26 protein-coding genes and 1 pseudogene are annotated in these 25,064 nt (G+C 64.6%); 14 read left to right on the top strand and 13 right to left on the bottom strand.

Going from position 1 to position 25,064, the window contains the following annotated elements; translation table 11 throughout:
- The first annotated feature begins 233 nt into the window (after positions 1-233).
- Both OU800_RS17390 and OU800_RS17395 read left to right on the top strand, forming a co-directional pair.
- The gene (locus tag OU800_RS17390; RefSeq protein ID WP_268178585.1) at positions 234-1,502 is read left to right on the top strand and encodes a tetratricopeptide repeat protein; all 1,269 of its coding nucleotides are present in this window, start codon (positions 234-236) and stop codon (positions 1,500-1,502) included.
- The gene (locus tag OU800_RS17395; RefSeq protein WP_268178586.1) at positions 1,499-3,937 is read left to right on the top strand and encodes an EAL domain-containing protein; all 2,439 of its coding nucleotides are present in this window, start codon (positions 1,499-1,501) and stop codon (positions 3,935-3,937) included. Before OU800_RS17390 ends, OU800_RS17395 begins: the two co-directional genes overlap by 4 nt.
- Before the next feature lie 69 nt (positions 3,938-4,006).
- On the opposite strand, the gene dsdA is transcribed toward OU800_RS17395, so the two are convergent.
- The gene (gene dsdA, locus OU800_RS17400) at positions 4,007-5,350 is read right to left on the bottom strand and encodes a D-serine ammonia-lyase (protein WP_268178587.1); all 1,344 of its coding nucleotides are present in this window, start codon (positions 5,348-5,350) and stop codon (positions 4,007-4,009) included.
- Between the two features lie 130 nt (positions 5,351-5,480).
- Here dsdA and OU800_RS17405 point away from each other — a divergent pair, with 130 nt between their 5' ends.
- Positions 5,481-6,155 carry a DUF1028 domain-containing protein gene (locus OU800_RS17405; protein WP_268178588.1) on the top strand — a complete coding sequence of 225 codons (675 nt, stop codon included), beginning with the start codon at positions 5,481-5,483 and terminating at the stop codon, positions 6,153-6,155.
- A gap of 92 nt (positions 6,156-6,247) precedes the next feature.
- On the opposite strand, the gene OU800_RS17410 is transcribed toward OU800_RS17405, so the two are convergent.
- Positions 6,248-7,222 (bottom strand): GlxA family transcriptional regulator, encoded by a 975-nt coding sequence (locus OU800_RS17410; RefSeq protein ID WP_268178589.1) that lies wholly within the window; start codon positions 7,220-7,222, stop codon positions 6,248-6,250.
- 93 nt (positions 7,223-7,315) lie between these two features.
- Here OU800_RS17410 and OU800_RS17415 point away from each other — a divergent pair, with 93 nt between their 5' ends.
- Together OU800_RS17415 and OU800_RS17420 are read left to right on the top strand one after the other, a co-directional pair.
- Positions 7,316-7,864 carry a cysteine hydrolase family protein gene (locus tag OU800_RS17415; protein ID WP_268178590.1) on the top strand — a complete coding sequence of 183 codons (549 nt, stop codon included), beginning with the start codon at positions 7,316-7,318 and terminating at the stop codon, positions 7,862-7,864.
- Positions 7,865-8,088: 224 nt separating this feature from the next.
- Positions 8,089-9,405, top strand: a complete 1,317-nt coding sequence (locus OU800_RS17420; RefSeq protein ID WP_268178591.1) for a beta-galactosidase — start codon at positions 8,089-8,091, stop codon at positions 9,403-9,405.
- On the opposite strand, the gene zapE is transcribed toward OU800_RS17420, so the two are convergent.
- From zapE to OU800_RS17435, 3 genes are read right to left on the bottom strand one after another with little or no spacing between them, the layout of a single operon-like run.
- Complete coding sequence (gene zapE, locus OU800_RS17425; protein ID WP_268178592.1) at positions 9,400-10,518, bottom strand: cell division protein ZapE; 1,119 nt, start codon at positions 10,516-10,518, stop codon at positions 9,400-9,402. The two genes, OU800_RS17420 and zapE, sit on opposite strands and share 6 nt — an antisense overlap.
- On the bottom strand, positions 10,515-11,399 hold the full coding sequence (locus OU800_RS17430; protein ID WP_268178593.1) for a carbon-nitrogen hydrolase family protein: 885 nt from the start codon (positions 11,397-11,399) through the stop codon (positions 10,515-10,517). Before OU800_RS17430 ends, zapE begins: the two co-directional genes overlap by 4 nt.
- Positions 11,396-11,986: a GNAT family N-acetyltransferase gene (locus OU800_RS17435; RefSeq protein ID WP_268178594.1), complete on the bottom strand. Its 591-nt coding sequence runs from the start codon at positions 11,984-11,986 to the stop codon at positions 11,396-11,398. The genes OU800_RS17430 and OU800_RS17435 overlap by 4 nt, the downstream gene beginning before the upstream one ends.
- A gap of 112 nt (positions 11,987-12,098) precedes the next feature.
- On the opposite strand from OU800_RS17435, the gene OU800_RS17440 reads away from it, so the two are divergent.
- Positions 12,099-12,497, top strand: a complete 399-nt coding sequence (locus tag OU800_RS17440; protein WP_268178595.1) for a nuclear transport factor 2 family protein — start codon at positions 12,099-12,101, stop codon at positions 12,495-12,497.
- 76 nt (positions 12,498-12,573) lie between these two features.
- Here the strand turns inward: OU800_RS17440 and OU800_RS17445 are convergent.
- A pseudogene (locus OU800_RS17445) lies at positions 12,574-13,162 on the bottom strand (DUF1016 N-terminal domain-containing protein).
- On the opposite strand from OU800_RS17445, the gene OU800_RS17450 reads away from it, so the two are divergent.
- The 8 genes from OU800_RS17450 (at position 13,091) to OU800_RS17485 (ending at position 19,814) form a co-directional block, all read left to right on the top strand.
- The gene (locus OU800_RS17450) at positions 13,091-13,273 is read left to right on the top strand and encodes a hypothetical protein (RefSeq protein WP_268184454.1); all 183 of its coding nucleotides are present in this window, start codon (positions 13,091-13,093) and stop codon (positions 13,271-13,273) included. The pseudogene OU800_RS17445 and the gene OU800_RS17450 overlap by 72 nt on opposite strands.
- Before the next feature lie 155 nt (positions 13,274-13,428).
- Positions 13,429-14,118 (top strand): thermostable hemolysin, encoded by a 690-nt coding sequence (locus tag OU800_RS17455; protein ID WP_268178596.1) that lies wholly within the window; start codon positions 13,429-13,431, stop codon positions 14,116-14,118.
- Positions 14,102-15,550, top strand: a complete 1,449-nt coding sequence (locus tag OU800_RS17460) for an AMP-binding protein (RefSeq protein ID WP_268178597.1) — start codon at positions 14,102-14,104, stop codon at positions 15,548-15,550. Before OU800_RS17455 ends, OU800_RS17460 begins: the two co-directional genes overlap by 17 nt.
- Positions 15,547-16,206 carry a TenA family transcriptional regulator gene (locus OU800_RS17465; protein ID WP_268178598.1) on the top strand — a complete coding sequence of 220 codons (660 nt, stop codon included), beginning with the start codon at positions 15,547-15,549 and terminating at the stop codon, positions 16,204-16,206. The genes OU800_RS17460 and OU800_RS17465 overlap by 4 nt, the downstream gene beginning before the upstream one ends.
- Positions 16,207-16,210: 4 nt before the next feature.
- Positions 16,211-17,002, top strand: a complete 792-nt coding sequence (locus OU800_RS17470; protein WP_268178599.1) for an SDR family oxidoreductase — start codon at positions 16,211-16,213, stop codon at positions 17,000-17,002.
- 11 nt (positions 17,003-17,013) lie between these two features.
- Positions 17,014-17,664 carry a tetratricopeptide repeat protein gene (locus OU800_RS17475; protein WP_268178600.1) on the top strand — a complete coding sequence of 217 codons (651 nt, stop codon included), beginning with the start codon at positions 17,014-17,016 and terminating at the stop codon, positions 17,662-17,664.
- Between the two features lie 24 nt (positions 17,665-17,688).
- Positions 17,689-18,345: a response regulator transcription factor gene (locus tag OU800_RS17480; protein WP_268178601.1), complete on the top strand. Its 657-nt coding sequence runs from the start codon at positions 17,689-17,691 to the stop codon at positions 18,343-18,345.
- Positions 18,342-19,814 (top strand): ATP-binding protein, encoded by a 1,473-nt coding sequence (locus OU800_RS17485; protein WP_268178602.1) that lies wholly within the window; start codon positions 18,342-18,344, stop codon positions 19,812-19,814. The genes OU800_RS17480 and OU800_RS17485 overlap by 4 nt, the downstream gene beginning before the upstream one ends.
- Positions 19,815-20,027: 213 nt before the next feature.
- Here OU800_RS17485 and OU800_RS17490 read toward each other — a convergent pair whose 3' ends face one another.
- From OU800_RS17490 to OU800_RS17520, 7 genes are all read right to left on the bottom strand, one after another.
- Entirely contained in the window at positions 20,028-20,330 is a 303-nt protein-coding gene (locus OU800_RS17490; RefSeq protein ID WP_268178603.1) for a ribbon-helix-helix domain-containing protein, read from the bottom strand.
- 83 nt (positions 20,331-20,413) lie between these two features.
- The gene (locus OU800_RS17495) at positions 20,414-20,998 is read right to left on the bottom strand and encodes a DJ-1/PfpI family protein (RefSeq protein ID WP_268184364.1); all 585 of its coding nucleotides are present in this window, start codon (positions 20,996-20,998) and stop codon (positions 20,414-20,416) included.
- A gap of 79 nt (positions 20,999-21,077) precedes the next feature.
- The gene (locus OU800_RS17500) at positions 21,078-21,686 is read right to left on the bottom strand and encodes a DUF2846 domain-containing protein (protein ID WP_268178604.1); all 609 of its coding nucleotides are present in this window, start codon (positions 21,684-21,686) and stop codon (positions 21,078-21,080) included.
- A 132-nt stretch (positions 21,687-21,818) separates the two neighbouring features.
- Positions 21,819-22,730 carry an SDR family oxidoreductase gene (locus OU800_RS17505; protein ID WP_268178605.1) on the bottom strand — a complete coding sequence of 304 codons (912 nt, stop codon included), beginning with the start codon at positions 22,728-22,730 and terminating at the stop codon, positions 21,819-21,821.
- Between the two features lie 120 nt (positions 22,731-22,850).
- Complete coding sequence (locus OU800_RS17510; RefSeq protein ID WP_268178606.1) at positions 22,851-23,192, bottom strand: hypothetical protein; 342 nt, start codon at positions 23,190-23,192, stop codon at positions 22,851-22,853.
- Between the two features lie 143 nt (positions 23,193-23,335).
- Entirely contained in the window at positions 23,336-24,229 is an 894-nt protein-coding gene (locus OU800_RS17515; RefSeq protein ID WP_268178607.1) for an alpha/beta fold hydrolase, read from the bottom strand.
- Positions 24,226-25,002 (bottom strand): class II aldolase/adducin family protein, encoded by a 777-nt coding sequence (locus tag OU800_RS17520; protein ID WP_268178608.1) that lies wholly within the window; start codon positions 25,000-25,002, stop codon positions 24,226-24,228. Before OU800_RS17520 ends, OU800_RS17515 begins: the two co-directional genes overlap by 4 nt.
- Between the last annotated feature and the right edge of the window lie 62 nt (positions 25,003-25,064).

The raw sequence follows: 25,064 nt of genomic DNA on the forward strand, positions 1-25,064 counted from the left end.
GCAAGCCTTTCGCTAGCGTCTCCCCAGGCCATGGGGAGCAAAGATCGAGCGCCAATCTGCTTCCCTGGAGCGGCTTGCAAGATATCGAGCGCTCCCTGAAAGCCTGCCCATACATCGTTCATCGAGATACCTGCAGGGCAATGGATAGGCGGTTGTCCTGCCAGCCCTGATCAATCTCTTCGCCCCCAGCAGGCCCCCTGCAGGGGCCTCGAGCGGAACCAAAGAGCATCAGCATGACCCTTGAATTGGCAGCAACCAATAGAGCCCACAGCCCCGCTCTGCATGCGAGCGGACAGACAGACGAGGCCCTGGCCGGGGGCGTGAGACGCCTGGCGGCATTCGCCGCATTCGCCGCATTCGCCGCATTCGCGGCCGCTCTGCTGCTCTCGGGCTGCGCCACCAAGCCAGAGGCCGAGACCTCAAACCAGGAGGCCAAGACTGGCCTTGCTCACAGCGAATATCAGGCACTGCTGGATCAGCCCTATATCGACCCACTGGCGGACTATCTCGTGCGCTACCGCACTGACCCGAGCCGCGCCGATTACCTCAAGCTGGTCAGCGCGGAACGGGAAAAGCGTTGCGCAGTGATCGCCAGGCGCTACCAGGGCAGAGCGCTGAACCCGGCCAATCTGAGAAAGCTCAGGAGCGGCTACGGCATCGCTTGCCCAGCCGTCGTCGCCGACTTTGCCGCACGCCTGCCTGCGCAGGCCGGCAATGTCGAAACACCCAGCCCGCGCACGCCAGCGCCCGAGGCACCCAAAGCAGCGCCTGCCTCGTCGAAAGAGCTGCAGAACTGCTATTTGCTGTTCTCCATCGCCAACTACCGCGAAGCCGAGCGAGTCTGTCGCGCCCCGGCCCAGACAGGCGATGCCAGAGCCCAATACAACATGGCCGCCATCGCCCAGGTATTACAGCGCCCCCTGGAGTCGCTCGAATGGACGCGCAAGGCCGTGGCCCAGGGTTTGCCAGAAGCCGAGCTGCACCTCGGCTTGTTGTATCTGGAAGGCAAGGGCCTGCCCAAGGATGCCGGCCAAGCATTGAAATGGTTTGAAACCGCAGGCGATCACGGACTGGCCGAAGCGAATTACCGCGCCGGCCTGATGCATTACCGAGGCGATGGAGTTCCGCAAGCCTCCGACAAGGCCAGGCAACGCTTCCTGGCAGCCGCACAGGAGGGTAATACCAAGGCTCAGATGCTCCTCGCCGAGCTATACGAGAAGGGCCTAGGCGGTGCTGCCGACGCCGACGCCGCACGGCGCTGGTTGCGCAAGGCAGCGGAGAATGGTCTGGCGCAGGCGCAAAGCCGCCTGGGAACACTCTACGCCAAAGGTGAAGGCGTGCAGCAAGACGACGCGGAAGCCTTCTATTGGCTAAGCCTCGCCACGGCCGGTGGAAACGCTAGCGCGAGGTCGCTACGTGACGATGTCGCCCAGGCCCTCACTCCCGAGCAACTCGAAGCCGCCCGTGAGCGCCTGAACCAGAGGCTGGAGCGCCGTCCATGAACGCCAATCACCTGGCCGGCCTGATGCGCTGGATACGCGTGCCATCAGCAATTGGCGACCGGGGGGACATGAAGTCCCTGAAAAAGCTGATCATGGCCATCCTGCTGCTGTTGGTGACCCTGTTCATGTCCGGCATGGGCCTGATGTCCTGGTTGAACCTGAGCTACTCGCAAGAAGCCATGTCAGCCCTGAGGATGCGCCAGATCGAGGATACCTTTCATGCCAACCTCGACCGCATCGACAGCCAGCACAAACTGCTGGAGATGCATACCAGCGCACTGGCGCGCCTCGGTGAGCTTTTCTATCGCCAGCGGCACAAGGGCGCCAGCAACACGCAGACGTTCGAGCGCGCCCTGATCGAACGCGTGCGCAACTTTCCCGAAGCCTACGGCGGCGGCATCTGGTTCACACCCTTCACCTATACGCCCAGGCAGCGTGCGTTCGCCCTGTTCGCCCATTGGGACAAGAATGCCGTCGCCATCGACCCCAGGTACAACGACGAGTCCTCCCCCTACATGGAGCAGGACTGGTACAAAACGGCCCTGCCGACCGAACAGGGTGCCTCTTGCCCGCAGAGCTTTCATTGGACACCGGCCTACTACGACCCCATCGCCGAGAATGCCATGCTGGCGGTCACGACCTGCATGTATGACGATCAAGGCAAGTTCATCGGCCTCGCCAGCACCACCTGGCGCAACGATGACATCATGCGCCTGGTGCGCTCGGTGGATGTGACGCAGAGCAGCTTTGCCTTCTTCATCGATGGCAACGATCGCAAACTGTCCAGCCTCACCATGGGCAAGAACGCCGATACCAGCCAGGCGATCATGGACTCGCTGTCCAACGATTACTTCTCCTCGCCAGCCGCCGCGCCGGAAATCTCCTCTTCCGGGCGTTTTCGCGTACCGGTGATGGTACACAAGCTATCGATAGAGGGGCGTGACTACAGGCTGTTCGTTTCCAAGACACGGGCCAACATGACCTTCGGTATCGGCGTGCCGCAAGACGAAATCGACTCCGTGCTAACCCCCATGCGGCAGAGCAATCTGCGCATCGCCATCGCCACGGGCATCGTGCTGCTCGTGCTGTCGATGGTCATTCTGTACATAGTCGCCACCATCATGCGCCTGCTCCAGGCCCTCTACACCGATGCACTGACCCAGCTCGAGAATCGCGCGAAACTGTTGCACGACACGCACGTGCCGGGCCGCGAGAGCCTCATTCTGGTCAACATCGACGCCTTCAAGGAAATCAACGACTTCTACGGTCACCAGTGTGGCGACAACCTGCTGCGCGAACTGGCCGAGGCCCTGAGCGCGTTCGTCGCCCGCGAGTCGGCCTGGTCGGACTGCGTGCTCTACAAGATGCCTGCCGACGAGTTCGCCGTGCGCTTCCCTGTCCCCCTGGATCCGGATGATCTGGAGGCACGCATGGCAGCCCTGGCGGCCTTCGCGGGCACCCAGGTATTTCGTTGGGACGGCCAGGAATTCGGCATTTCAGTGACCCAGGGCGCTGCCACCAGCGCCCGCGGCCCGCACACGGCCAATGGCGCAGAGCTGCTGTCCTGCGCCAATATCGCGCTCAAGCTCGCCAGGCGCCAGCACAGGCATTTCGGCGTCTATGATCCCGCGCTCAGGGTCAGGGAAGAATACGAGCACAATCTGCTCTGGGCCTCCCTGCTCAGAGCCGGGCTGCAGGAAGACCGTGTCGTGCCCTTCTTCCAGCCGATCCTCAACAACCACAGCGGGAAGGTGGAGAAGTTCGAGTGCCTGGTGCGTCTGATAAACGAGCAGGGCCAAGCGGTGAGCCCGGGCCTGTTCCTGGACATTGCCAAGAAGCTGCGCATCTATGGCCAGATTACCCGGATCATGGTGGACAAGAGTTTCGCTCAGTTCCGCGACGAACCCTTCGATTTCTCCCTCAACCTGTCCTATGAAGACCTCACCGACCCTGCCACCATCAGTTTCATCAGGACGCGCCTGAAGGAGACCGGCATAGGCCCCCGAGTGATCTTCGAGATTCTCGAATCCGAAGGCATCAAGAACTATGACGAGGTCAAGTCCTTCATCGACGATGTGAAAACCTTCGGTGCCAGAGTAGCCATCGACGACTTCGGCGCGGGTTACTCCAACTTCGAGCATTTGCTACGCCTGGGCGCCGACATCATCAAGATCGACGGCAGCCTGATCCACAATCTGGACAACGACGCCAACGCCCGCACCATCACCCGCGGCATCGTCCAGTTCGCCCGCAAGTTGCGCATGCAGATAGTCGCCGAGTTCGTGCATTCACGCTCGGTGCAAGAACGTGTTCTGCACCTGGGCATCGACTACTCTCAGGGCGCCTGGCTCGGCATGCCTGCCGCACAGCTCTGTGACCGCGTGCCCGAAGCACCTTCTGGTGAGGCGTACAAGCCCGTAGCACCGCAGGACTGAGCCCCCGGCGCAAGCCTCGGCGCTTCACGAACCCGCTGCAGAGCCGGGCTCGCACCTTTGCAGGGGCACTCAAGGCAATAGCTGTCGACCACGCGCCAGGTAACTGTCCATCTCTGCCTGCGGCACCATGCTGCCGCCCGTGGCCCAGACCAGATGGGTCGCCCGCGCCAGACGCTGCGGCGTCAGGCCCATGCGCTGGCGATAGCCCTGCTGCTCGGCCAGAACACGCAACACACCGGGCATGCCGACCAGGGCCGAAGGCTCCAGACGCTGGCCCTCGGTCTGTTCCAGCAACGCCAGATAGCGGAACATCTGTTCATCACTGACCGTGTAGTAGCCATCGATCAGCCGCTGCATGGCGCGGCCGACGAAGCCGGATGGACGGCCGACCGCCAGACCGTCTGCGGCAGTACGGTTGTCGATGCCGAAGTCCTGCACCGCCAGTTCGTCGTGCCGGCCCGTATGCACGCCGAGTAGCATGCAGGGCGAGTGCGTCGGCTCGGCGAACAGGCAATGCACTGCATCGCCAAACGCCAGCTTGAGCCCGAAGGCCACACCACCCGGCCCGCCGCCGACGCCACAGGGCAGGTAGACGAACAACGGATGCTCGGCATCGACCACGACGCCGGCCGCCGCCAGTTGCTGCTTGAGGCGCTCGCCGGCCACTGCGTAGCCGAGAAACAGGTGCCTGGAGTTCTCGTCATCGACGAAGTGGCACCGCAAATCAGCCTCGGCCTGGCGCCGTCCCTGCTCCACCGCGACGCTGTAGTCGCTGGCGTACTCGACCACCGTCACGCCATGCTCGCGCAGCTTGTCCTTCTTCCACTGGCGGGCATCGGCGGACATGTGCACCGTGGCCTGAAAGCCCAGGCGCGCGCTGATGATGCCGATGGACAGGCCAAGATTGCCGGTGGAACCGACCGCTACCTGATAACCGCCGAAGAAGGCGCGCATCGCGTCGCTGTCGAGGCAGGCATGATCGTCGTCGAGGCTGATCAGCCCGGCCGCCAGCGCCAGATCCTCGGCATGCTTGAGCACCTCGTAGATACCGCCACGGGCCTTGATCGAACCGGAGATGGGCAGATGGCTGTCGCGCTTGAGCCACAGCGTGCCGATCTCGCCTTCGGCCTCTTCACACAGCAGCGCCTGCATCTGCGGCAAGGGCAGAATATCCGACTCGATGATGCCGCCACTACCGGCCGTCTGCGGGAATACCCGGGCCAGATAGGGTGCGAAACGTGCCAGCCGGGCGCTGGCCTCGACCACATCGGCCGCGCTCAGGCCGACATCGGCCAGCGCCTCGACCGCAGGCGCCACGACAGGGTTGAACCAACTGGTTTCGCGCAGGGCGATCAGCTCGTCGAGCAGCGGATATTCCGCACACCAGTCGGCGAGCGGTTTGCCAAGGATCATGGCGGTACTCCTGATTGCATGCGTTGGACTGCGCGCATTAGACGCTGCCCTGCCTGATCAGGCAAAGCCAACCAAGCGGAACGATACCCGTCCCGGCCTGGCCTAAGCTGAAAATCGCCGAGGAGCCGTCATGACCTTTTCCCTTATCGCCCGCTGCCCGCGTAGCGGACAATTCGGCGTTGCCGCTGCCACGGCCATGCCGGCGGTGGGCAAGCTGCTCAGCCATGCCGCTGCCGGCGTGGGCGCGGTGGCGACCCAGGCACAGGTCAATCCCTATCTCGGCCTGGATGGCCTGCAACTGCTGCGCCAGGGGCTTTCGGCCGCCGAGGCGCTGGCGCGTTTGCACGACACCGATCCCTGCATGGCACTGCGCCAATGTGCGCTGATCGATGCCCGTGGCGATGCCGTCTGCTGGACGGGTGAGCGCTGCATTCCCTGGGCCGGCTCACTGAGCGGCGAGCAGTTTTCCGTGCAGGGCAATCGCCTGGTCGGGCCGCAGGTGCTGGATGCCGTGGCCGAGGCCTTTTGCCGCGAAGAGCAGCGCCCGCTGATCGACCGCCTGATCGAGGCGCTGGCCGCTGGCGATCGCTGCGGTGGCGATCGTCATGGCGAGTCGTCCGCGGTGATCTACATAGTCGATCAGGAGCAATACCCGCTCTGGGACATCCGCGTCGATCACCACCGCGACCCGCTGGCCGAACTGCGCCGCCTGCATGCCGTATTCGCTCGCGAAGTGCTACCGGAGATACTCGCCATGCCCACCCGGCAGAACCCGGCGGGCAAAGCGGCGGAAGAGTCGGTCTAACAGGCCGTTGAAAAACGTAGGCGACGACTGCATAGATGCAGGAGGTAGAGCGACGCAAGAAGCCAAAGCCGAGGTAGTTTTTCAACAGCCTGCTAACGCGCGGCGGTGCCGAAGCGCCGACGATAGTCGCCTGGCGATAGGCCTACCAGGCGGGCGAACACCTTGCGAAAAGCACCACTGTCGCGATAGCCCACCTGCCAGGCCACCTGATCGATGCTCTGGCGGGTGAACTCGAGCAGCTCACGGGCCTTGGTCACGCGCAACTGCTGGCAGTACTCGGTGGGTTTCAGCCCGGTGGCAGCACGAAAACGTCGCAGGAAGGTACGCTCGCCCAGGCCGGCACGCGCGGCCATGTCCGCCAGCCCCGCTTCGGCCCCAGCGTCGCCCTGCAGCCAGTGCTGCACCGCCAGCACGGCGGCATCGCCATGGTCGAAGCTGGGCACGAAATGGCTGAAGTGCCGCTGTGACTCCCGGTTCAGATCCACCACCAGAAAACGCGCAGTTTCCGCGGCGACGGTCGGCCCCAGCAGGCGTGTCACCAGGGCCAGGCCCAGGTCGGTCCAGGCCATCAGGCCACCCGCTGTGATCAGGTCGCCGTCATCGACCACCATGCGCTCCGGTAGCACCTGCACCTGCGGGAAACGCGCCGCCAGTTCCGCCGCCAGCGCCCAGTGCGTGGTCACCCTGCGCCCATCGAGCAGGCCGGCATGCGCCAGCGGGAAGGCACCAGCGCAGACCGAGGCCAGGGTCACCCCGGCGCCATGCTGCTGGCGTAACCAGTCGCCATAACAGGCCGCCAGCGATTGCTCGGCATCGCCGCCCAGGCAGGGCGGCAGAATCACCACCTGCGGCGCCCCGACGGCCTGCGGCTGGCTGTCGAACACGCGTACCAGAGCGCCCGTTGCATCCGCCTGCCAGTGGCTGATGCGCAAGCTCGGCAGTCCCTGCCGCTGCTGCTCGGCAACCATGCGGTTGGCCACGGCGAACAGATCGCCCAGGCCATGAACCGCCGCCAGTTGCACACCGGGATACAGCAACAGCCCGATCTCCAGGCAACGCTCGCTCATTGTCAGTTTTTCCCCGCAGATTGTCGGCCTCGCCCATCCTCGCCTCAGCATTGCAGCGCTAAGGTGGGCGCACATCATCCCACGGAGAGTCCCATGAGCAAGCGTGCCCTGATCCTTATCGATATCCAGAACGATTATTTTGCAGGTGGCAAGTGGCCCCTGGCGGGCATGGACAGCGCCGCCAGCAACGCCGCACGCGTGCTCGAAGCGGCTCGCGCGGCAGGCGATACGGTGATTCACGTTCGCCATGAGTTCGAGAGCGACGACGCGCCCTTCTTCGCCCCCGGCAGCGATGGCGCGCGTCTGCATGCCAGCGTGCTGCCGCAGGTAGGCGAAGCCATGGTGCTCAAGCACAAGGTCAACGCCTTTCTTGGCACCGATCTGAAAGCGCAACTGGATGCCGCCAGCATCGAACAGGTGATTCTGATGGGCGCCATGAGCCACATGTGCATCGCCGCCGCCGCACGCGCCAGCGCCGACTTCGGCTACGCCACCACCGTCATTCACGACGCCTGCGCCACCCACGACCAAGCCTTCGAGGGCAGCACGATCCCCGCCGCCCAGGTGCATGCAGCCAATATGGCGGCGCTGGCGTTCGCCTACGCCACGGTGCTCGCCACCGAACAGTATCTGGCTGGCTGATGGCTCGCCAAGACGACGGTTTGCCTCCATTGGCAAACCGTCGTTCTCGGCCTTGGCGCTGCCGAGTGCAGCAGCAAATCGCCAATATCCAGGCGCAGCAAAACGCCATCAAACCGTCAGTCGCCTGATCGCTGCCCTCCATCCGCAAGCAGACCCAGCGCACATCAGCGCCAGCCTGCCGCTCCTATGCTGCTACTCCGATCACCCTGCAAGGGGAAGCAGCCATGTTCCACTACCTGTACAAAGGATTCGCCACCCTCCTGCTGGCCGCAGGCGTCGCCTTTGCCGCCCAGGCCAGCCCTTCCTATTCGATGAAAGCACCGCGCACGGTAGCCTGGGCCGACTTTCTCGGCCTCAACGTGCAATTGCCCTGGTTTCCCGAAGCGGCCTATCGCCAGCAGATAGCCAAGCTCAAGGAGCTGGAGCTGCAGTGGATTCGCATGGGCCTGCACTGGGATCGTCTGGAGCCCGCCCCCGGGCAATGGCAATGGGCGGAGGTCGACCGGGTGATGCAGGTGGTCGAGCAAGAGCAACTCAAACCGCTGATCTATCTGGTGGGCTCGGCGCCCTTCGCCACCTCCGCACCCAGCGGTGTGAGCAATCGCGACCAATACCCGCCGATCAACGCCCAACTGTTCGCCAGCAGCTTCGCCACCCTGGCCAGCCGCTACCCTTACGCCAAGGCCTGGCAGGTGTGGAACGAGCAGAACATTCCCTCCTTCTGGCAACCAGCGGAAAACCCGCTGCAGTACCAGCAGTTGCTGGAAAGCAGCCTCAACGCCCTGGCCAGCGCCCGCCCGGACGCCACCCAGGTGATCGGTGGCAATGCCTACTACAGCCAGATGCCGGTGCGTGGCGGGCTGATGCTCGAAGCGCTGCTGCGCCTCGGCAGCGTCAAGCGTGACCGCGTCACGGCCTATCACCCCTACAGCCAGGAACCGGAAGGCGACGTGCCCGGCGCGGGCGACTTCATCAGCAACGCCAATACCGTCAACCAGTACCTGCGCCAGTACGGCAGCGGGCCGATCTGGGCCACCGAGTTCGGCTGGTCGAGCTACCCCGGCCCAGCGGAACTGCAGCCGATCATCGGCGAACAAGGCCAGGCCGACTACATGCTGCGGCGCCTGGCCCTGATGAGCGCGATGGATTTCGACCGGGTGTTTCTCTTCACCCTGAGCGACCTGGATGCCCGCGCCACACCGCGTGATCGCTACTACGGTCTGCTGCGCCTGGATGGCAGCGAGAAACCCGCCTACCAGGCCCTCAAACGCTTCCTGCAGATCAGCGGCCCACGCCTGACGCCGCTGAACCCACCGAGCTTCGCCAACGCCCCGGCCGGCATGCTCAGCATCGCCTGGCAGCGTGCCGACGGCCGCTGGCTGTGGTGGTTCTGGGCACAGGAGGAAGGCAGCGTGCGCCTGCCGCGCAACGGCAGTGGCACCCTGTACAACCCGCTGCAGGGTACCAGCCAGGACGTGCACTCCAGCAGCGGCGGCATCACCGTCAAGGTCAGCCGCGAGCTGCAGATGCTCTTGCTATGAGCGGCCGAAGCGCTGCAACTGCATCTCGCGCAAACGGCTGAGCGTACGGCGAAAGGCAAACTCGAGGTAGCCCTGGGTGTACAGCTCATCCAGCGCCACCTCGGCCCCGATATACAGCGGTACGCGGCGGTCGTAGCACTCGTCGACCAGGGCGATGAAGCGGCGCACCGCATCGTCGTTGCGTGCCAGCGCCGGCAGTTGACGATCCCCGGCATCGACCCGCTCGGCAGCGTCCTCGGTGCCACGGGCGATACGCCCCTCGCGTGGCTCGCCACCCAGGCGCGGTACCCCGTCAAGCAGGATGGCCGGAAAGCGTCCGCACAGTTCGATGAAATCCGGCGCGGCCAGCGGCTGTTCGCATAGATCGCTGAAACGGCACCACAGCGCTGCCGGGCTGTTGCCCAGATTGGCGATATGCCGATGGCTCAGTTCGACCGGCTCACGGCTGACCACCTGGCCCTGACTCAAGCGAGCGAACAACTCGGCCAGCGCCTGCGGCTGCTGCACCCAGTAGCGCTGCACCTCGGTGCCGGGGTGCAGGCGATGATCCTGCTCGCCGTCCACGGCCACCACCTGCATATACGCCTCGAGCACGGCGATGGCCGGCAGGAAACGCTCGCGGTTGAAACCGTCGGCATAAAGCTGATCCGGCGGCTGGTTGGAGGTGGCCACCAGCACCACGCCCTGCTCCACCACCAGGCTGAGCAGACGGCCGAGCAGCATGGCGTCGCCGATATCGCTGACGAACAGCTCGTCGAAGCACAACACACGCACCTCGCGCCCCAGCTCCTCGGCCAGCAGACGCAGTGGGTCGGCATTACCGGTCAACTCGAACTGGCGGCGATGCACCCACTGCATGAAGTGATGGAAATGCTGACGCCGTGCTGGCACACACAGGCTGTTGTAGAAGCTGTCCATCAGCCAGGTCTTGCCGCGCCCCACCGGCCCCCAGAGGTACACACCGGGCGGGCATTCCCCTTGATGCAAGGCCTGGTGGCAAAGCTGCAGCGCCTCGACCGCACGGCGCTGCGCGGCATCGGCGACGAAACCACCCGCCAGTGCCTGCTCATAAGCAGCCAGCGGCGAATCAGGCAATGCCTCTGGCGCGTTCAACGCAGCACCAGCCGACCATCGTCGAACTGCCGCGGCCAGTCGCGCCGGGTGAACACCTGACCCTGCTCGCGCACCCGGCGCACCTCGGCCAGATCCAGCTCGGCGATCAGCCAGTGACTACGCGTGGGGCACAGCGCTTCGCTCTCGGCAATCACCCCAGTGGCCGGCATGCCATAGTCCGACGGCACGTACAGCGCGGCTAGGCCGATATTCTCGTCCAGCGCCGGCGACCAGGGTGCCAGGCCCACCGTGGGCGACTGCAGCACGGCAATCTGATTTTCCAGGGCACGGGCCTGGGCGCCGATGCGTACGCGATGGAAGCCGGCCTCGGTATCGGTGCAGCTGGGCGCCAGGATCAGATCCACCCCGGCCTCGGCCAGGGTGCGCGCCAGCAGCGGGAACTCGTTGTCGTAGCAGATCAGGATGCCCAGCTTGCCCAGCGCCGTGTCGAACACCTTGAGCCCGCTGCCAGCGGCGATCTGCCATTGCTCCAGCTCGAAGCGGGTCATCATCAGCTTGTCCTGGCTGCCCAGGCAGCCGTCGGGGCCGAACAGCCAGGCGCGATTGCGGTAGACGCCGTCATCATCCAGCACGGCTACCGAGCCGGGTTGCAGATATACCTGCAGCCGCCGCGCCAGGCTCTCGCACAATTCCAACCAGCGCGGCAGCAGCGCCTGAATGCCAGCGATGGAGCCATGCAGGTCACTGCGTTCTGCTTCCGGCAACTGCCCGGTCAGCACCAGCCCGGCATATTCCGGCAGCAGCAACAGCTCGGCGCCCTGCCCGGCCGCCTCCTCGCAGAGCCTGGCGAGGTGCTCGGCGTAAGCATCCCAGCTCGTCAGCAGGTCGATGTGATATTGGCAGGCGGCAACCTTGATCATGACTGGAGTTCCTTGAGCCAGAACGACATGGGCTTGGCCGATTCCTCGGCTTCGTCCAGGTCGCGCCAGTGGTACTGGGTATGCAGTTCGGGATGATGGCGATAACCCCGGCGCGCCCAGAAGGCGTCCAGCGGCTGGTAGTCGGCGGGCCGCCGCGGATGATCGGCCGGGCGCTGCACGGCGCAGAAGGTGCACCAGTCGAAGCGACCCAGCTTGCGCGCATGGGCCTCGCGCTCGGCGAAGAAGCGCACGCCCAGGCCATGGCCGCGCCAGGCCGGCAACACCACCGACTCGGCGCAGTAGAAAATGCACGCAGGGTCCCAGCCCGCCGAGAGGAACGGCTGCTGGAATTCCACGGTTTCATCGGCCAGCGGCAGTGCCGTGGAGGCGCCGACCACCCGGCCCCCGTCCCGTACCAGCACGCACAGGCTATCGGCACTGCGCACGTAGGTGTCGAGGTATTCGGCCTCGTAGTCGAGGCTGCCGTCGTAGAGGTAGGGGAATTCGCGGAAGACCGTGATGCGCAAATGCGCCAGGTCTTCGATATGGGGCGCTATCTGCCGCCCCTGGAGCAATTCGATATCCATCTGGAGTCGTTCGCCAGCAGCAGGGTGACGCCGGCGGCTATGCCGGCATGAAAGCGCGAACTTATCATGCGAGCCATTCCACCACTAACCACGCTACGAAAGGAACTTAGCCATGACCGCCACCGAACTGGTTCAGGCCTACTACGCCGCCTTCAACGCCGGCGACATGCCCACCTTCCTCGACCTGCTGGCCGAGGACGTGGTGCACGACATCAACCAGGGCGAGCGCCAGGTCGGCAAGGCCACCTTCGCCGCTTTCATGGACAAGATGAACCGCTGCTACCGCGAGCGCCTGGCCGACATCGTGGTCATGCAGAACGTCGCAGGCGATCGCGCCGCTGCCGAATTCGTGGTGCATGGCGAGTACCTGGCCGACGACGAAGGCCTGCCACCGGCCAACGGCCAGACCTACGTCCTGCCGGCCGGCGCCTTCTTCGAGATCAAGAACGGCAAGGTGGCGCGCATCAGCAACTACTACAACCTCAACGACTGGATTGCGCAGGTAGGCTGAATTTGCTCAGGCAAGGGGGCCGGGCCAGTCAGGTGCTCGGCGCTCTGGCACAGCAGGCGCAGGTAATGCTCCAGGCTCAGTCAATCCAGTACAGGCCACGTTGCTCGGCCAGGCGCGCTCGCTCTCGATCCAGCTCGGCGCGTAACTCCTCTTCGCTGGGCAGCACCAGCTTGTACTTGCTGGCAAAAAGTTGCTCGCTGCCCTGCAGCACCGGATCGCGCACGACCTCACGCGGGCTCTTGCCCAAGGCCCGCAGCTTGCTCGCCACCTCCTGCTCGACCGCCGCGCGATCCTGACTGGCCAGCAGGCGCTCGTAATACAGCGTGCCAATCTGGCGTTCCAGCGCGCGAGTGCTCCAGTTCTGCGTGGCGGCTTCGTTCATGTACCATTGCCGCGCTGTCGCTGTCCAGCTTGAGAAGGGTGCGATAGTGCGTCCAACTCAATTCGTGACGCAGTGCGTCACAAATTGGAAAGGCTTGGTAGAACAGACGCATATAACGCAGGTTAGAAGCATCGAAGCCCTTGCCGAACTCGGCCGTCAGCCCCTTGGTCGGTAACAACTTCTTGCCGTAGGCGGCACGCGTCTGCCCGCCTTGCTCGAACTCGACGATATGTCGGCCGATTTCCCAGCAGGTTTGCACCTGAATCGCATCCACGGCCCGCACTGCTTGTTGCCGCGCCTGGCGAATCAGCTCGGCCAGTTCGGCGAGCAAGGGTTGCAGCCTGGGGTCAGCGTTGGCTGGCGTCATCTTTCCTCCTTGAATGCCCAATCTTGATCCTGTCAGCAATGGCCTGCCCAGCGCGAACCTTATCCGCTGGAGCAAATTCCTTCGTGATAGTGCAGCGCCCGAAACATTCTGCAAAGCCTTAATACAGCGTTAAGCCAGCCCCTCGCACAATCGGCCCCAGGTTCATTACCGAGATCCCGACGATGGAACTCCCCTGGGCACAGCATGATCGTCCCGTGGCCCGTATCGGGCGCGGAGATACTTACGAACTCCACCTGGCTTCCCCCGACAGCGCGCGGCGCGCGGCGCTGGAGCATTTCATCCGCCAGCGCTTCGAGTTGCAGCATGGCGCGCACATCCGCCACTTCATGCCCTGTCTGTTCGGCCTGGAGAACCCAGCCGGGCAGTTGCTCGGCGCGGTGGGTGTGCGCAGCGCAGGCAATGGCTCGCTGTTTCTCGAGCGCTATCTGGACGAGCCGATCCACAAGACCATTGGTGCACGCCTGGGCCACACCGAGCCTGGCCGTGGCGAACTGGTGGAAGTGGGCAACCTGGCCGCCGACAACCCCGGCGCCGCACGCCTGCTGATAGTCGCCCTCACCGATCTGCTGGTGGCGCTGGGTTTTCGCTGGGTCACCTTCACCGGCACACCGACCCTGCTCAACAGTTTCCAGCGCCTGGGACTGACCCCAATCGCACTCGGCGAGGCCGACCCGGCGCGCATGGGCGCAGAGCTGGCCGACTGGGGCAGTTACTACGACAGCCGCCCACTGGTGATGGCCGGCGATATCCATGGCGGCCATCAGCGCCTGCTGCAACTGGGCGCCTACCCACGCCTCGGCCATCAACCGCTCTATGCTCTGGAGGAAATGCCCGATGTGGTCTGTAGCTGAGCCTTTCTTCACGCGCCTGGCCCAATATGGCGAGCATGTCGCGCTGATCGAGGGCGAACGTACGCTGAGCTACGCCCAACTGCTCGACGCGGTGGCAAGCCGCGGCAGGCACCTGCGTGACCTGGGCGCACAGCGCGTGGCGCTGGCACTGGACAACGGCATCGACTGGGTGCTGTGGGATCTGGCGGCGATGCATGCCGGCCTGGTCTGCGTGCCCGTGCCGGGGTTCTTCTCCGCCGATCAGCAACGCCATGTGCTCGACAGCGCCGGCATCGATTGCCTGATCGGCAGCGCAGCCCCTGGCTTCGTCTGCCTGGAGGGCGACATCCATCGCCGCCACGTGGCGCAAGCGGCCACGCTGCATCCGAATACCTGCAAGATCACCTACACCTCCGGCACCACCGGCCAGCCCAAGGGCGTGTGCCTGGATCTGGTCACGCAACTGGCGGTGGCTGGCAGCCTGGTCGAGGCCAGTGCCAGTCGCAACGTCGAGCGCCACCTGTGCATCCTGCCGCTGGCGACACTGCTGGAGAACATCGCCGGCGTCTACGCACCGCTGCTGGCCGGGGCGCGGGTGGAGCTGATGCCCATGGCGCAAGTCGGTCTGAGCGGCGCCAGCGGCTTCGACCTGATGCGTTTCCTGCAGGCGCTGCAAGCGGCCCAGCCGCACAGTCTGATCCTGCTGCCACAATTGCTGCTGGCGCTGGTCAGCGCCGCCGAGCGCGGCCTGCCGTTGCCGAGTTCGCTACGCTTCGTCGCGGTCGGTGGTGGGCGGGTCTCTGCACAATTGCTGGAGCGGGCCGAGGCGTTGGAGCTGCCGATCTTCGAGGGCTACGGGCTGTCCGAATGCGCCTCGGTGGTGTGCCTGAACACGCCCGAACAGCGCCGTCTCGGCAGCACCGGCAAGCCGCTCGGCCATCTGCAGGTGACGCTGGCGGACGATGGCGAAGTACTGGTCAAGGGCGCACGCATGCTCGGTTATCTCGGTGAGCCGGCACCGCAAGGCGAATGGCTGGGCACCGGCGACCTCGGCCATTTCGAGGACGGTTTCCTGGTGCTGCATGGGCGCAAGAAGCACCAGTTCATCACCGCCTACGGGCGCAACGTCAACCCGGAGTGGGTCGAATCCGAGCTGGTGCAGCAATTGCCCATCGCCCAGGCCTGGCTGCATGGCGAGGCGCTGCCGGCCAACGTCGCGGTGCTGGTGCCACGCTTCCCCAATACCCCCGACGCGCAGCTACAGGCAGCGGTGGACGCGGTCAATCGCGGCCTGCCGGATTACGCCCGCGTGCACCACTGGCTGCGCGCCGATTCTCCCTTCAATGCGAGCAACGATCTGGCCACGGCCAACGGTCGTCTGCGTCGCACAGCCCTGTTCACCCATTACCAAGCCGTCATCGATGAGTTGATGGCAGAAGGAGTACCTGCATGAGTTTCTACCAATCCCTGCTGGAGCAGACCCAGGCCGAACGTGATTACCTGCTCGGCGCGCCGATCATCCAGCAGGCCATGACCGGCCAGGTGGCGCTGCACAGTTACATCGCCTTCCTCACCGAGGCCTATCACCACGTCAAGCATACCGTGCCGCTGCTGATGGCCTGCGGCGCACGTCTGCCCGAACGCCTGGAGTGGCTGCGCGAAGCCATCGCCGAATACATCGAGGAGGAAACCGGCCACCAGGAGTGGGTGCTCAATGACATCGCCTCCTGCGGTGTGGACAAGGAAGCCGTACGCCATGGCACCCCACGCCTGCCCACCGAGCTGATGGTGGCCTACGTCTACGACCGCATCGCCCGGCACAACCCGGTGGGTTTCTTCGGCATGGTCAACGTCCTCGAAGGCACCAGCATCGCCCTGGCCACCCAGGCCGCCGGCATCATCCAGGACAAGCTACGCCTGCCGAGCCAGGCCTTCAGCTACCTCAACTCCCACGGCAGCCTGGATCTGGACCACATCGAGTTCTTCAAGAAGCTGATGAACCGCCTGGACAACGACGATGACAAGGCCGCCGTGGTGCACACCGCCAAGGTGGTCTACCGCCTCTATGGCGACATGTTCCGCAGCCTGCCGCTAGCGGGCGAGGAGTAAGCTCATGCAACCGACGGATTGCCGTGCCTTGCTCACCGGGGCCAGTGGCGGTATCGGCCTGGCCCTGGCCGAGCGCCTGGCCAGCGAGGGCGCCCATCTGCTGTTGGTGGGCAGACGCCTGGAGCCCCTGCAGGAACTGCTCCAGCGCTACCCCGACCAAGTGCAACTGGTACAGGCCGATATCGGCAGTCGTGCCGGGCGCGATGTGCTGGTAGCCGCTGCGCAGAACTTCGGTGGGCTGAACTGCCTGATCAACGCCGCCGGGGTCAACCGTTTTGCCTTGTTCGACCAGCAGGACGAACAGCAGATCGCCGAGCTGATCGGCCTCAACGTCACCGCCACGCTGCAGATCACCCAGCGCCTGCTGCCGCTGCTGCGGGCACAACGGCGAGCCCTGGTGATCAACGTCGGCTCCACCTTCGGCGCCATCGGCTACCCCGGCTTCGCCGCCTACTGTGCCAGCAAGTTCGCCCTGCGTGGCTTTTCCGAGGCCCTGCGGCGCGAACTGGCCGATACCCATGTGCGCGTTCTCTACTTCGCTCCGCGCGCCACCCGCACGACGATGAACGCCCCCAGCGTGGTGGCGATGAACGATGAGTTGGGCGTGGCCATGGACGACCCCGAACAGGTCGCCAATGAACTGCTCGACACCCTTCGCCGCGAGCAGGAAGAACGCCATCTCGGCTGGCCCGAGCGGCTGTTCGTACGCCTCAACGGTCTACTGCCCAAGGTGGTCGACCAGGCTCTGCGCAAGCAATTGCCGATCATCCAACGCTTCGCCCGTCATAAACCCTGAGGAAGAAACTCGTGAACGCATTGCGTACCCTGCTCATCGCCACGCTCGGCTTCACCACCCTGCCCGCCTTCGCCTTGAGCGCCAGCGGCGAAGCGCAGTTGCACCAGTTGCAGACCCGCTGGGCCGAGATCAACTACCAGACGCCGGAAAAGCAACGTGAAGAGGCCTTCGCCAAGCTGGTCAGCCAGGCCGACGCGGCCCTGGCCAGCGAGCCCAAGGCCCCCGAGTTGCTGATCTGGCGCGGCATCATCCTGAGCACCGAGGCTGGTGCCAAGGGCGGCCTCGGTGCCCTGAGCCTGGTCAAGCAGGCCAAGGCCAGTCTGGAACAGGCCCTGGCCATCGACCCGCAGGCACTGGCCGGCTCGGCCTACACCAGCCTCGGCAGCCTCTACTATCAGGTTCCGGGCTGGCCGATCGGTTTCGGCGACGACGAAAAAGCCGAGCAGATGCTCAAGCAGGCGCTGGCGATCAACCCGGATGGCATCGACCCGAACTACTTCTACGGCGACTTCCTGCAACGCCAGAAACGCTACGACGAAGCCCGCACCGCGCTGGAAAAGGCCCTGGCCGCCAAGGATCGCCCTAGCCGCGAGCTGGCCGATCAGGGGCGCCGTGCAGAAGCCAAGGCGCTTTTGCAGCAGGTCGAGAGTAAACTCCGCTAACTCGGACCGCTTACAGGAGTTGCCATGCGCATTCTTCTCGTCGAAGACGACCCGGCATTGGGCGAAGGCATTCGCACCGCGCTGAAACCCGAAGGCTATACCGTGGACTGGCTGCAGGATGGCGCCAGTGCCTTGCACGCCCTGAGCCACGAGAGCTTCGAGCTGGCCATACTCGACCTCGGTCTGCCGCGCATGGATGGCTTGCAGGTGCTCAAGCACCTGCGCGCCGCCGCCAACCCGGTGCCGGTGCTGGTGCTGACCGCGCGCGATGCCACCAGCGACCGTATCGCTGGCCTCGATGCCGGCGCCGACGACTATCTGATCAAGCCCTTCGATGTCGCCGAACTCAAGGCGCGCCTGCGCGCCCTGCTGCGGCGCAGCTTCCAGCGCCCACAACCGGCACTGGAATACCGTGGCATCCGTCTCGACCCGGCGAGCCAGATGGTCGAATACCAGGGCCAGAGCCTCAACCTGCCGCGCAAGGAATTCCTTCTGCTGCACGAGTTGCTGATCCAGCCCGGCCGCGTGCTGACCCGCGACAAGCTGCAGCAGGCGCTCTATGGCTGGGACGAGGAAGTGGAAAGCAACGCCCTGGAAGTGCACGTGCACCACCTACGCAAGAAATTCTTTCCGGAGCTGATCCGCACCGTGCGCGGCGTTGGCTATCTGGTGGACAAATGAGGCTGCTGAAAGTCTTCGGCTCCATCCGTACCCGCCTGCTGGTTCTGTTGCTGCTGATGCTGGCCGCCAGCTTCGGCCTGATCAGCCACAAGATCTACCACGACTCGGTGCATGAGGTACGCGAGCTGTTCGACGCCCAACTGTCGCAGACCGCACGCCTGCTGATGGGGCTGGTGCGCCATGACCTGAACGCAAACGAGCGCCGCGAGATGCAGGCCGTACTCGACGAAGCCTTGCTGCTGCGCAACGTGCGCAATCCGGACAACCTGTTCGGTCATGAGTATGAAGGCAAGCTGGCCTTCCAGATGCTCAACTACGATGGCGAAGTGCTGTTCCAGTCCGCCAGTGCGCCACCCGGGCTGCTCGACGACATGATCAAGCAGCTCGGTCTGACCCTGCCCGATGAAGGCCAGCCGATGCACGAACGCTTGACGCAACTGGCACGCTACCTGATCGGCTACCACACCGTGAGTATTGGCGAACACCGCTGGCGGGTGTTCGTTCTGCAGGATGTGCGTGACAACCACTGGGTACTGGCTGGCGAGCGCGAGGACGTGCGCGGCGAACTGATCGACAAGATCGCCCGGCGTAGCCTGCAGCCCTTGTTGTACGGCCTGCCCATCGTCGGCTTGTTGTTATGGTTGGTCGTGGGCTGGGGCCTGAGCCCGCTGCAACGCATGGCCCAGGCCATTCGCGGGCGCGCTCCGGACAACCTGGCGCCGCTGGTCTTTCCGCCACTGCCGGGCGAGCTGGAACCGATGGCGGCGGCACTGAACCGGTTGCTGCTGCAGGTCAACCAGTTGCTCGATCAGGAGAAACGCTTCATCGCCGACGCCGCCCACGAGTTACGTACGCCGCTGGCGGTGCTGCGCATCCACGCACAGAACGCCCTGGAGGCAGCGGATGCCCGCGACCGTGATGAGGCCCTGCGCCAGCTCGCCGGCGGCGTCGACCGTGCCACCCGCGTGGTGGCGCAACTGCTCACCCTGGCCCGCCTGGATCCCAACAGCGTGCGCCTGAGCATGAGCAATCTCGATCTGCTGGCCTTCCTCCGCGGCGAGCTGGCCGAACTGACGCCCCTGGCCCTCGAGCGCCAGCAGGATCTGGTGCTGGAGGCCAGCGACAGCGGTGACTACCAACTGATCGCCGACGCGCCGAGCCTGGGCATCCTGCTGCAGAACCTGGTGAGCAATGCGGTGCAGTACACCCCGCTCGGTGGCAGCATTCAGGTGCAGTTGCTCAGCGATGCGCAGGCGCTGACCCTGCAGGTGCACGACAGCGGCCCCGGCGTGCCGGTGGACATGCACGAGCGCCTGTTCGAGCGTTTCTTCCGCCTCGGCGAAGGCCAGGGGGCGGGGCTTGGCTTGTCCATCGTGCGTCGAGTGGTGGAACTGCATCAGGGCAGCATCGCCCTGGAGGACTCACCGCTGGGTGGGCTGCAGGTCAGTGTGCGCTTGCCTCGACGCTGAAGGGCGACATAAATAGACAGGCATTATCGAGCGAATAGGAACAATCCGATTTCCCTATGACCACTTGAGACTGATCATGCCCGCCTGTTTCCCCTACCTACAGGAGCCCGACCATGAGCCTGATCAGACGTTTCTTCCAGTCAAACCGCCCCGCCCAGCAAAGCGTTGCGCCGAGCGTGCAGGAACACCCGAACTTCTGGATGTATCAGTGATTCAGGCGCCGCTGCCGACCAGGCGCAACGGCACCTGGCGCCCGGCCTTCTGCGCCAGGTAACGGGTGCAACTGACGCGCAGGAAGGAAGCGAAGTTGACCACCTCGCCGCGAAAATCCATCACCTCTTCATAGAGTTTGGCGATCAACTGGTTGGTGGTCATGCCATCGACCTCGGCGATCTCGCGCAGGATGTCCCAGAACTGGTTCTCCAGGCGCAAGGTGGTCACCACACCACGAATGCGCAGCGAACGTGAGCGCGATTCGTAGAGGATGGGGTCGGCCTTCACATAGAGTTCGCACATCTTTCTGCTCCCTGTCGTAGCCCGCATGCAATCCGGTAAATCCAGCCCATCATGCGCCCCCGGATTGCGTCCGGGCTACGGGTTTACAGGCGAATTTCCGTGCCCAGCACCTTGAGAAACGCCGCCAGCCAGGCCGGATGCGCAGGCCAGGCCGGTGCACTGACCAGCTTGCCATGCACATGAGCCTGATCCACCGGGATCTCCACATAGGTGCCACCCGCCAAGCCGACTTCCGGCGCGCAGGCCGGATAGGCGCTGCATTCACGCCCCTGCAGCACGCCGGCTACTGCCAGTAGCTGGGCACCGTGACAGACGGCGGCAATGGGTTTGTCGGCGGCAGCGAAGGCCTTGACCAGGGCCAGCACCTCGGCATTCAGGCGCAGGTATTCCGGCGCGCGACCACCGGGGATCACCAGGGCGTCGTAATCCTCGGCGCGTACCTTGGCGAAGTCGAAGTTCAGCGCGAAGTTGTGCCCCGGCTTCTCGCTGTAGGTCTGTTCGCCCTCGAAGTCGTGGATGGCGGTACGCACCGTCTGCCCGGCGGCCTTGCCTGGGCACACCGCATGCACGCTGTGGCCGACCATCTGCAGGGCCTGGAACGGCACCATGGTTTCGTAGTCTTCGGCGTAGTCGCCGACCAGCATGAGAATCTTCTTGGCTGCCATGATCGTCTCCTGAAGTGGAATGGAGCGAGCTGATTATTCGCCCTCGCTCCCAGCAGCAGGTAACAGCCGGGTACTACGCCTCTCAGATGCCGATCTTGTCCAGCGCCTCGCCGACTGATCGCCAGAAGCCGCGCTGCGGGCGCTCGGGTTCTTCCTGGCTGGCAGCGACCTGAGCCAGCGGCTGCACCTGCCGTGTCACCGGCAGCTCGCGCTCGGCCAACTCTGCCGAGACCAGTTGCAGCGGCCCCTCGCCGCCGCCCTCCATGGCCGTGCCCATGGGGGGTGGGCCGTCCTCGTCGTAGCGCAAGTAGTAGGTGCCGCCCACGGCGGCATCCAGGGAGAAACTGGTGATCAGGGTGAAATCCAGCGGCCCGTCGGCCAGCAGCGTCCAGAAGCTGCCGGCCAGTGGGCGGCGCATCTCCAGCTTGTAGTTGGCGGCCTCGAAATCCAGGGCCAGGTAGCCATTGCTCGGCAGACTGCCGATCAACTGATTGTCGATGAACAGCGCCGGCGCCTCCAGTTCCTGATCCGCCCAGTCGTTGCGCGGGCGGTAGAGATAGACCATGGCCCGGTTCTCATCGCTGAGCTGCTGGGGGGTGAAGGGTTCACCGTCGAGATCACCGAAGAAGGCCCCCGGCGTGGAGCAGCCGGCGAGCAGGACGAAGGGCAACGACAGCAGCAGACGGCGCATCGGGGGCTTCCCTGTTGTTGTAGGTATGCAACGAGCTTAGCCCCCCGCAGAGATGCCAGCACCCGACGAAAGTGGGGGCAAAGGGTGACGCGCAGCCTGGATGCCATCCTTGGCGCTAAGCCTATCGCTGCATCAGATCGCGTATTTCTGCAGGTTGGCCATCATTTCCCGCAGCGCCTCGACGTTGTCCGCCGGGTGGGCGGCACCGTCGAAGTCGCAGATACGCTGCCACTGCGCTGCAACATCAGCGGGGCTGAAGCCGGCCTGGGGATCGAAGCCGACGCCCAGGCTGCGCTCCCAGCGTACCTTGCCGATCCAGCCTCCACCGACCTCGTAGAGGCCACCGCTGTCCTGGCAGGCAGCGCTGCCGAGGTACACCACCAGCGGGCTGACCAGCTCGGGTTTGAGCTGCTCGAACACCTGCGGCGGGATCAGCCCTTCGGTCATGCGGGTGGCGCCAGTCGGAGCGATGGCGTTGACCAGGATGTTGTTCTTGCGCCCTTCGATGGCCAGGGTACGGGTCAGCCCATAGAGGCCGAGCTTGGCCATGCCGTAGTTGCTCTGGCCGAAGTTGCCGTAGATGCCGGAGGTGGACGAGGTGAAGATCACCCGTCCGAAATTCTGCTCGCGCAAGTAAGGCCAGGCGGCGTGGGTGGTCTTGTAGGCCCCTTCGACATGAACCTTGTAGACCAGATCCCAGTCGGCATCCTCCATCTTGTGGAAGCTCTTGTCGCGCAGGATGCCGGCATTGTTGACCAGCACGTCGATACGGCCGAAATGATCGAGCGCGGTCTGCACGATCCGGTCGCCGTCGGTCACCGAGTCGTGGCTGGCCACCGCCGTACCGCCGAAGGCACGGATCTCTTCCACCACCTTGTCGGCGGCCGAAGCGTTGGCACCTTCGCCGTGGGTGCTGCCACCGAGATCGTTGACCACCACCTTGGCGCCATGGCGGGCGAACAGCAGCGCATGAGCGCGACCCAGGCCACCACCCGCCCCCGTGACTATCACCACTTGATCTTCAAAACGAACGGTATCGCTCATCGGGCTGGCTCCTCGGGCAGGTTGCGAATGTCCCGAGTGTCAGGCAGCCCCGCAGGCTCTACAAGAGCGTGCGGGGCACCTGAATGACGGCCGATAATGCGACCTTATGCGGCTCGACCGTCAGTTGCCGGAACCAGACCCCGAGCTGGAGCCCGACCCAGAGCCAGTGCCGGAACCAGAGTCGGCACCATCATCACCCGAGCCCATGCCATCGCCTCGCCCCGGACCACCGTCGTTACCCGGGTTGCCATCGCGTGCGGGGCCACCGGCCTTGGGCACGGCCGGCGGAATCTGCGAGCCATCGTCATCGCCCTGCATCGTCGGATCGTCCTGGCCTGGTGTGGTCGGCAAGGTCTGCGCCGGCGCCGGCCGGATGTTGTCTTCATCACCAGCGGCCAGAGCCGGCAATGTCAGGGTGCTGAGCATCCCACCGAGCAGAAAAGCGGACAGTAACTTGTTCATGGATCACCTCGACTTTTTCTGTGATTGACAGAACTAGTGAGTGACGCGCGAGGCAGGTCGTTCGATAAATATCTTCATCGCTGACGCACCCTCCGCTGCTGCCGCTGCGCTCGCCCTGGCCCGCCTTGCCGGCCAGCAAACCGCTATGCAGGCGAGCCCATGGCAGCGCGAAAGCGCAGGTAATGCTCGAGCACCTCGGCCGGTGCCTCGAGCTGCGGATAGTGGCCGATGCCTTCGAGCAGGACGGTATCGGCATCGGCGATCAACTCCCGATACCGCGCCACCATATGCGCCCCGGATATGGGATCGACAGCGCCATCGATCACCCGCATCGGCACGTCGGTGGCCTGCATGGCGGTCACCCAACGCTCACGCTGCTGACGACGTTCGGGCATGTAGCGGATCAACCGATGCATCACCGCCGGGCCGTTGTCATGGGCGATCAATTGCCACAGGGCATCCAGCTCGGCGTCGCTGGGCTGGGTCTGCGGGCCGAAGATACGGGCAAAGCTGCGCGCCAGCGAACGCCGCGAAAACAGACGACCGATCAAGGGCCCGAGCGGCCCCAGCAGCAGTTTCTGCACCCGCACCGGATGGTGCGTTTCGGGAAACAGGCCACCATTGAGGAACACGCAACTGGCCAGGTGCAGGCGTTGCTCCCGATGCCGGGCAATCAGCTCCTGCGCCACGCTGTCGCCATAGTCGTGAGCCAGCACGTGCAGAGCACGACGCTCGCCCAGATGCCCCAGCAGCGCCTGTTGCAGGTCAGCTTGTTCCAGCAGGCTGTAGGCATGGCCACGGGGCTTGGCGGAATAACCGAAACCCAGCATGTCGCAGGTGATCACCCGATAACGCTCGGTCAGCGGTGCCCATAGGCGGTGCCAGTCCCAGCTCGCGGTGGGAAAACCGTGAATCAGCAGCAAGGGCTGGGCATCCCGCTCGCCGCCCAGCCAGTAACGAATGGCATGGCCACGAAAGGCAAAGGTATGGCTCTGGGCACGCCAAGCGTCCAGCTCGATACCCGCCAGCGGGCTCATTGATCGTAGCCCGGCATCTGCTGGTCGAGCTTGCGCAGCAGCGCCGGCCAGGGCAGCGCACCGCCCATGCCCTGCGGCGTCTTCATGACGCCGGCGATCATCGCCTGGGCGCCATCGAGGATCTGCTGCGGGATATGGATGAGTTCGGCGCCGCCGCTCTGCGCCATCACCTGGATCTCGCAGGCACGCTGCAGGATGAACATGCCGAGAAAGGCATCGGCGATGCTGCCGAAGGCGGTGAGCAGGCCGTGGTTGGGCAAGATCATGAAGTTCTTGTCGCCCAGATCGGCCTGCAACCGCGCCTTCTCGTCATGGTTCAGGGCCACGCCTTCGTAACCGTGGTAGGCCAGGCTGGACAGCACGAACAGCGACTGCTGCGACAAGGGCAGCAAGCCCTGCTTCTGCGCCGACACGGCGATGCCGGCGGCCGTATGGATATGCAGCACGCAACCTACATCGTGGCGTACCTCGTGCACCGCGCTGTGGATGGTGTAACCGGCAGGGTTGATGTCAAACGGGCTGTCCATCAGCTTGCTGCCGGCCAGATCCACCTTGACCAGACTCGAGGCGGTGATCTCGTGGAACATCAGGCCGTAGGGGTTGATCAGGAAGTCTTCCGTGCCCGGTACCTTGGCCGAGATGTGGGTGAAGATCAGATCGTCCCATCCATGCAGTGCGATCAGCCGGTAGCAGGCGGCCAGGTCGACGCGGGCGCGCCATTCGGCTTCGGAAACCTGATTCTTGACGACGGGCAGTTGCAGCGGAGCGTTCACGGCTGACACCTCGATCTTGTTGTGGGTCGGTGGTGTCCGCAGTCTAGCCGTGGTGTCAAGAA

It is taken from the genome of Pseudomonas sp. GOM7 (assembly GCF_026723825.1).
Taxonomy (GTDB): Bacteria; Pseudomonadota; Gammaproteobacteria; order Pseudomonadales; family Pseudomonadaceae; genus Aquipseudomonas.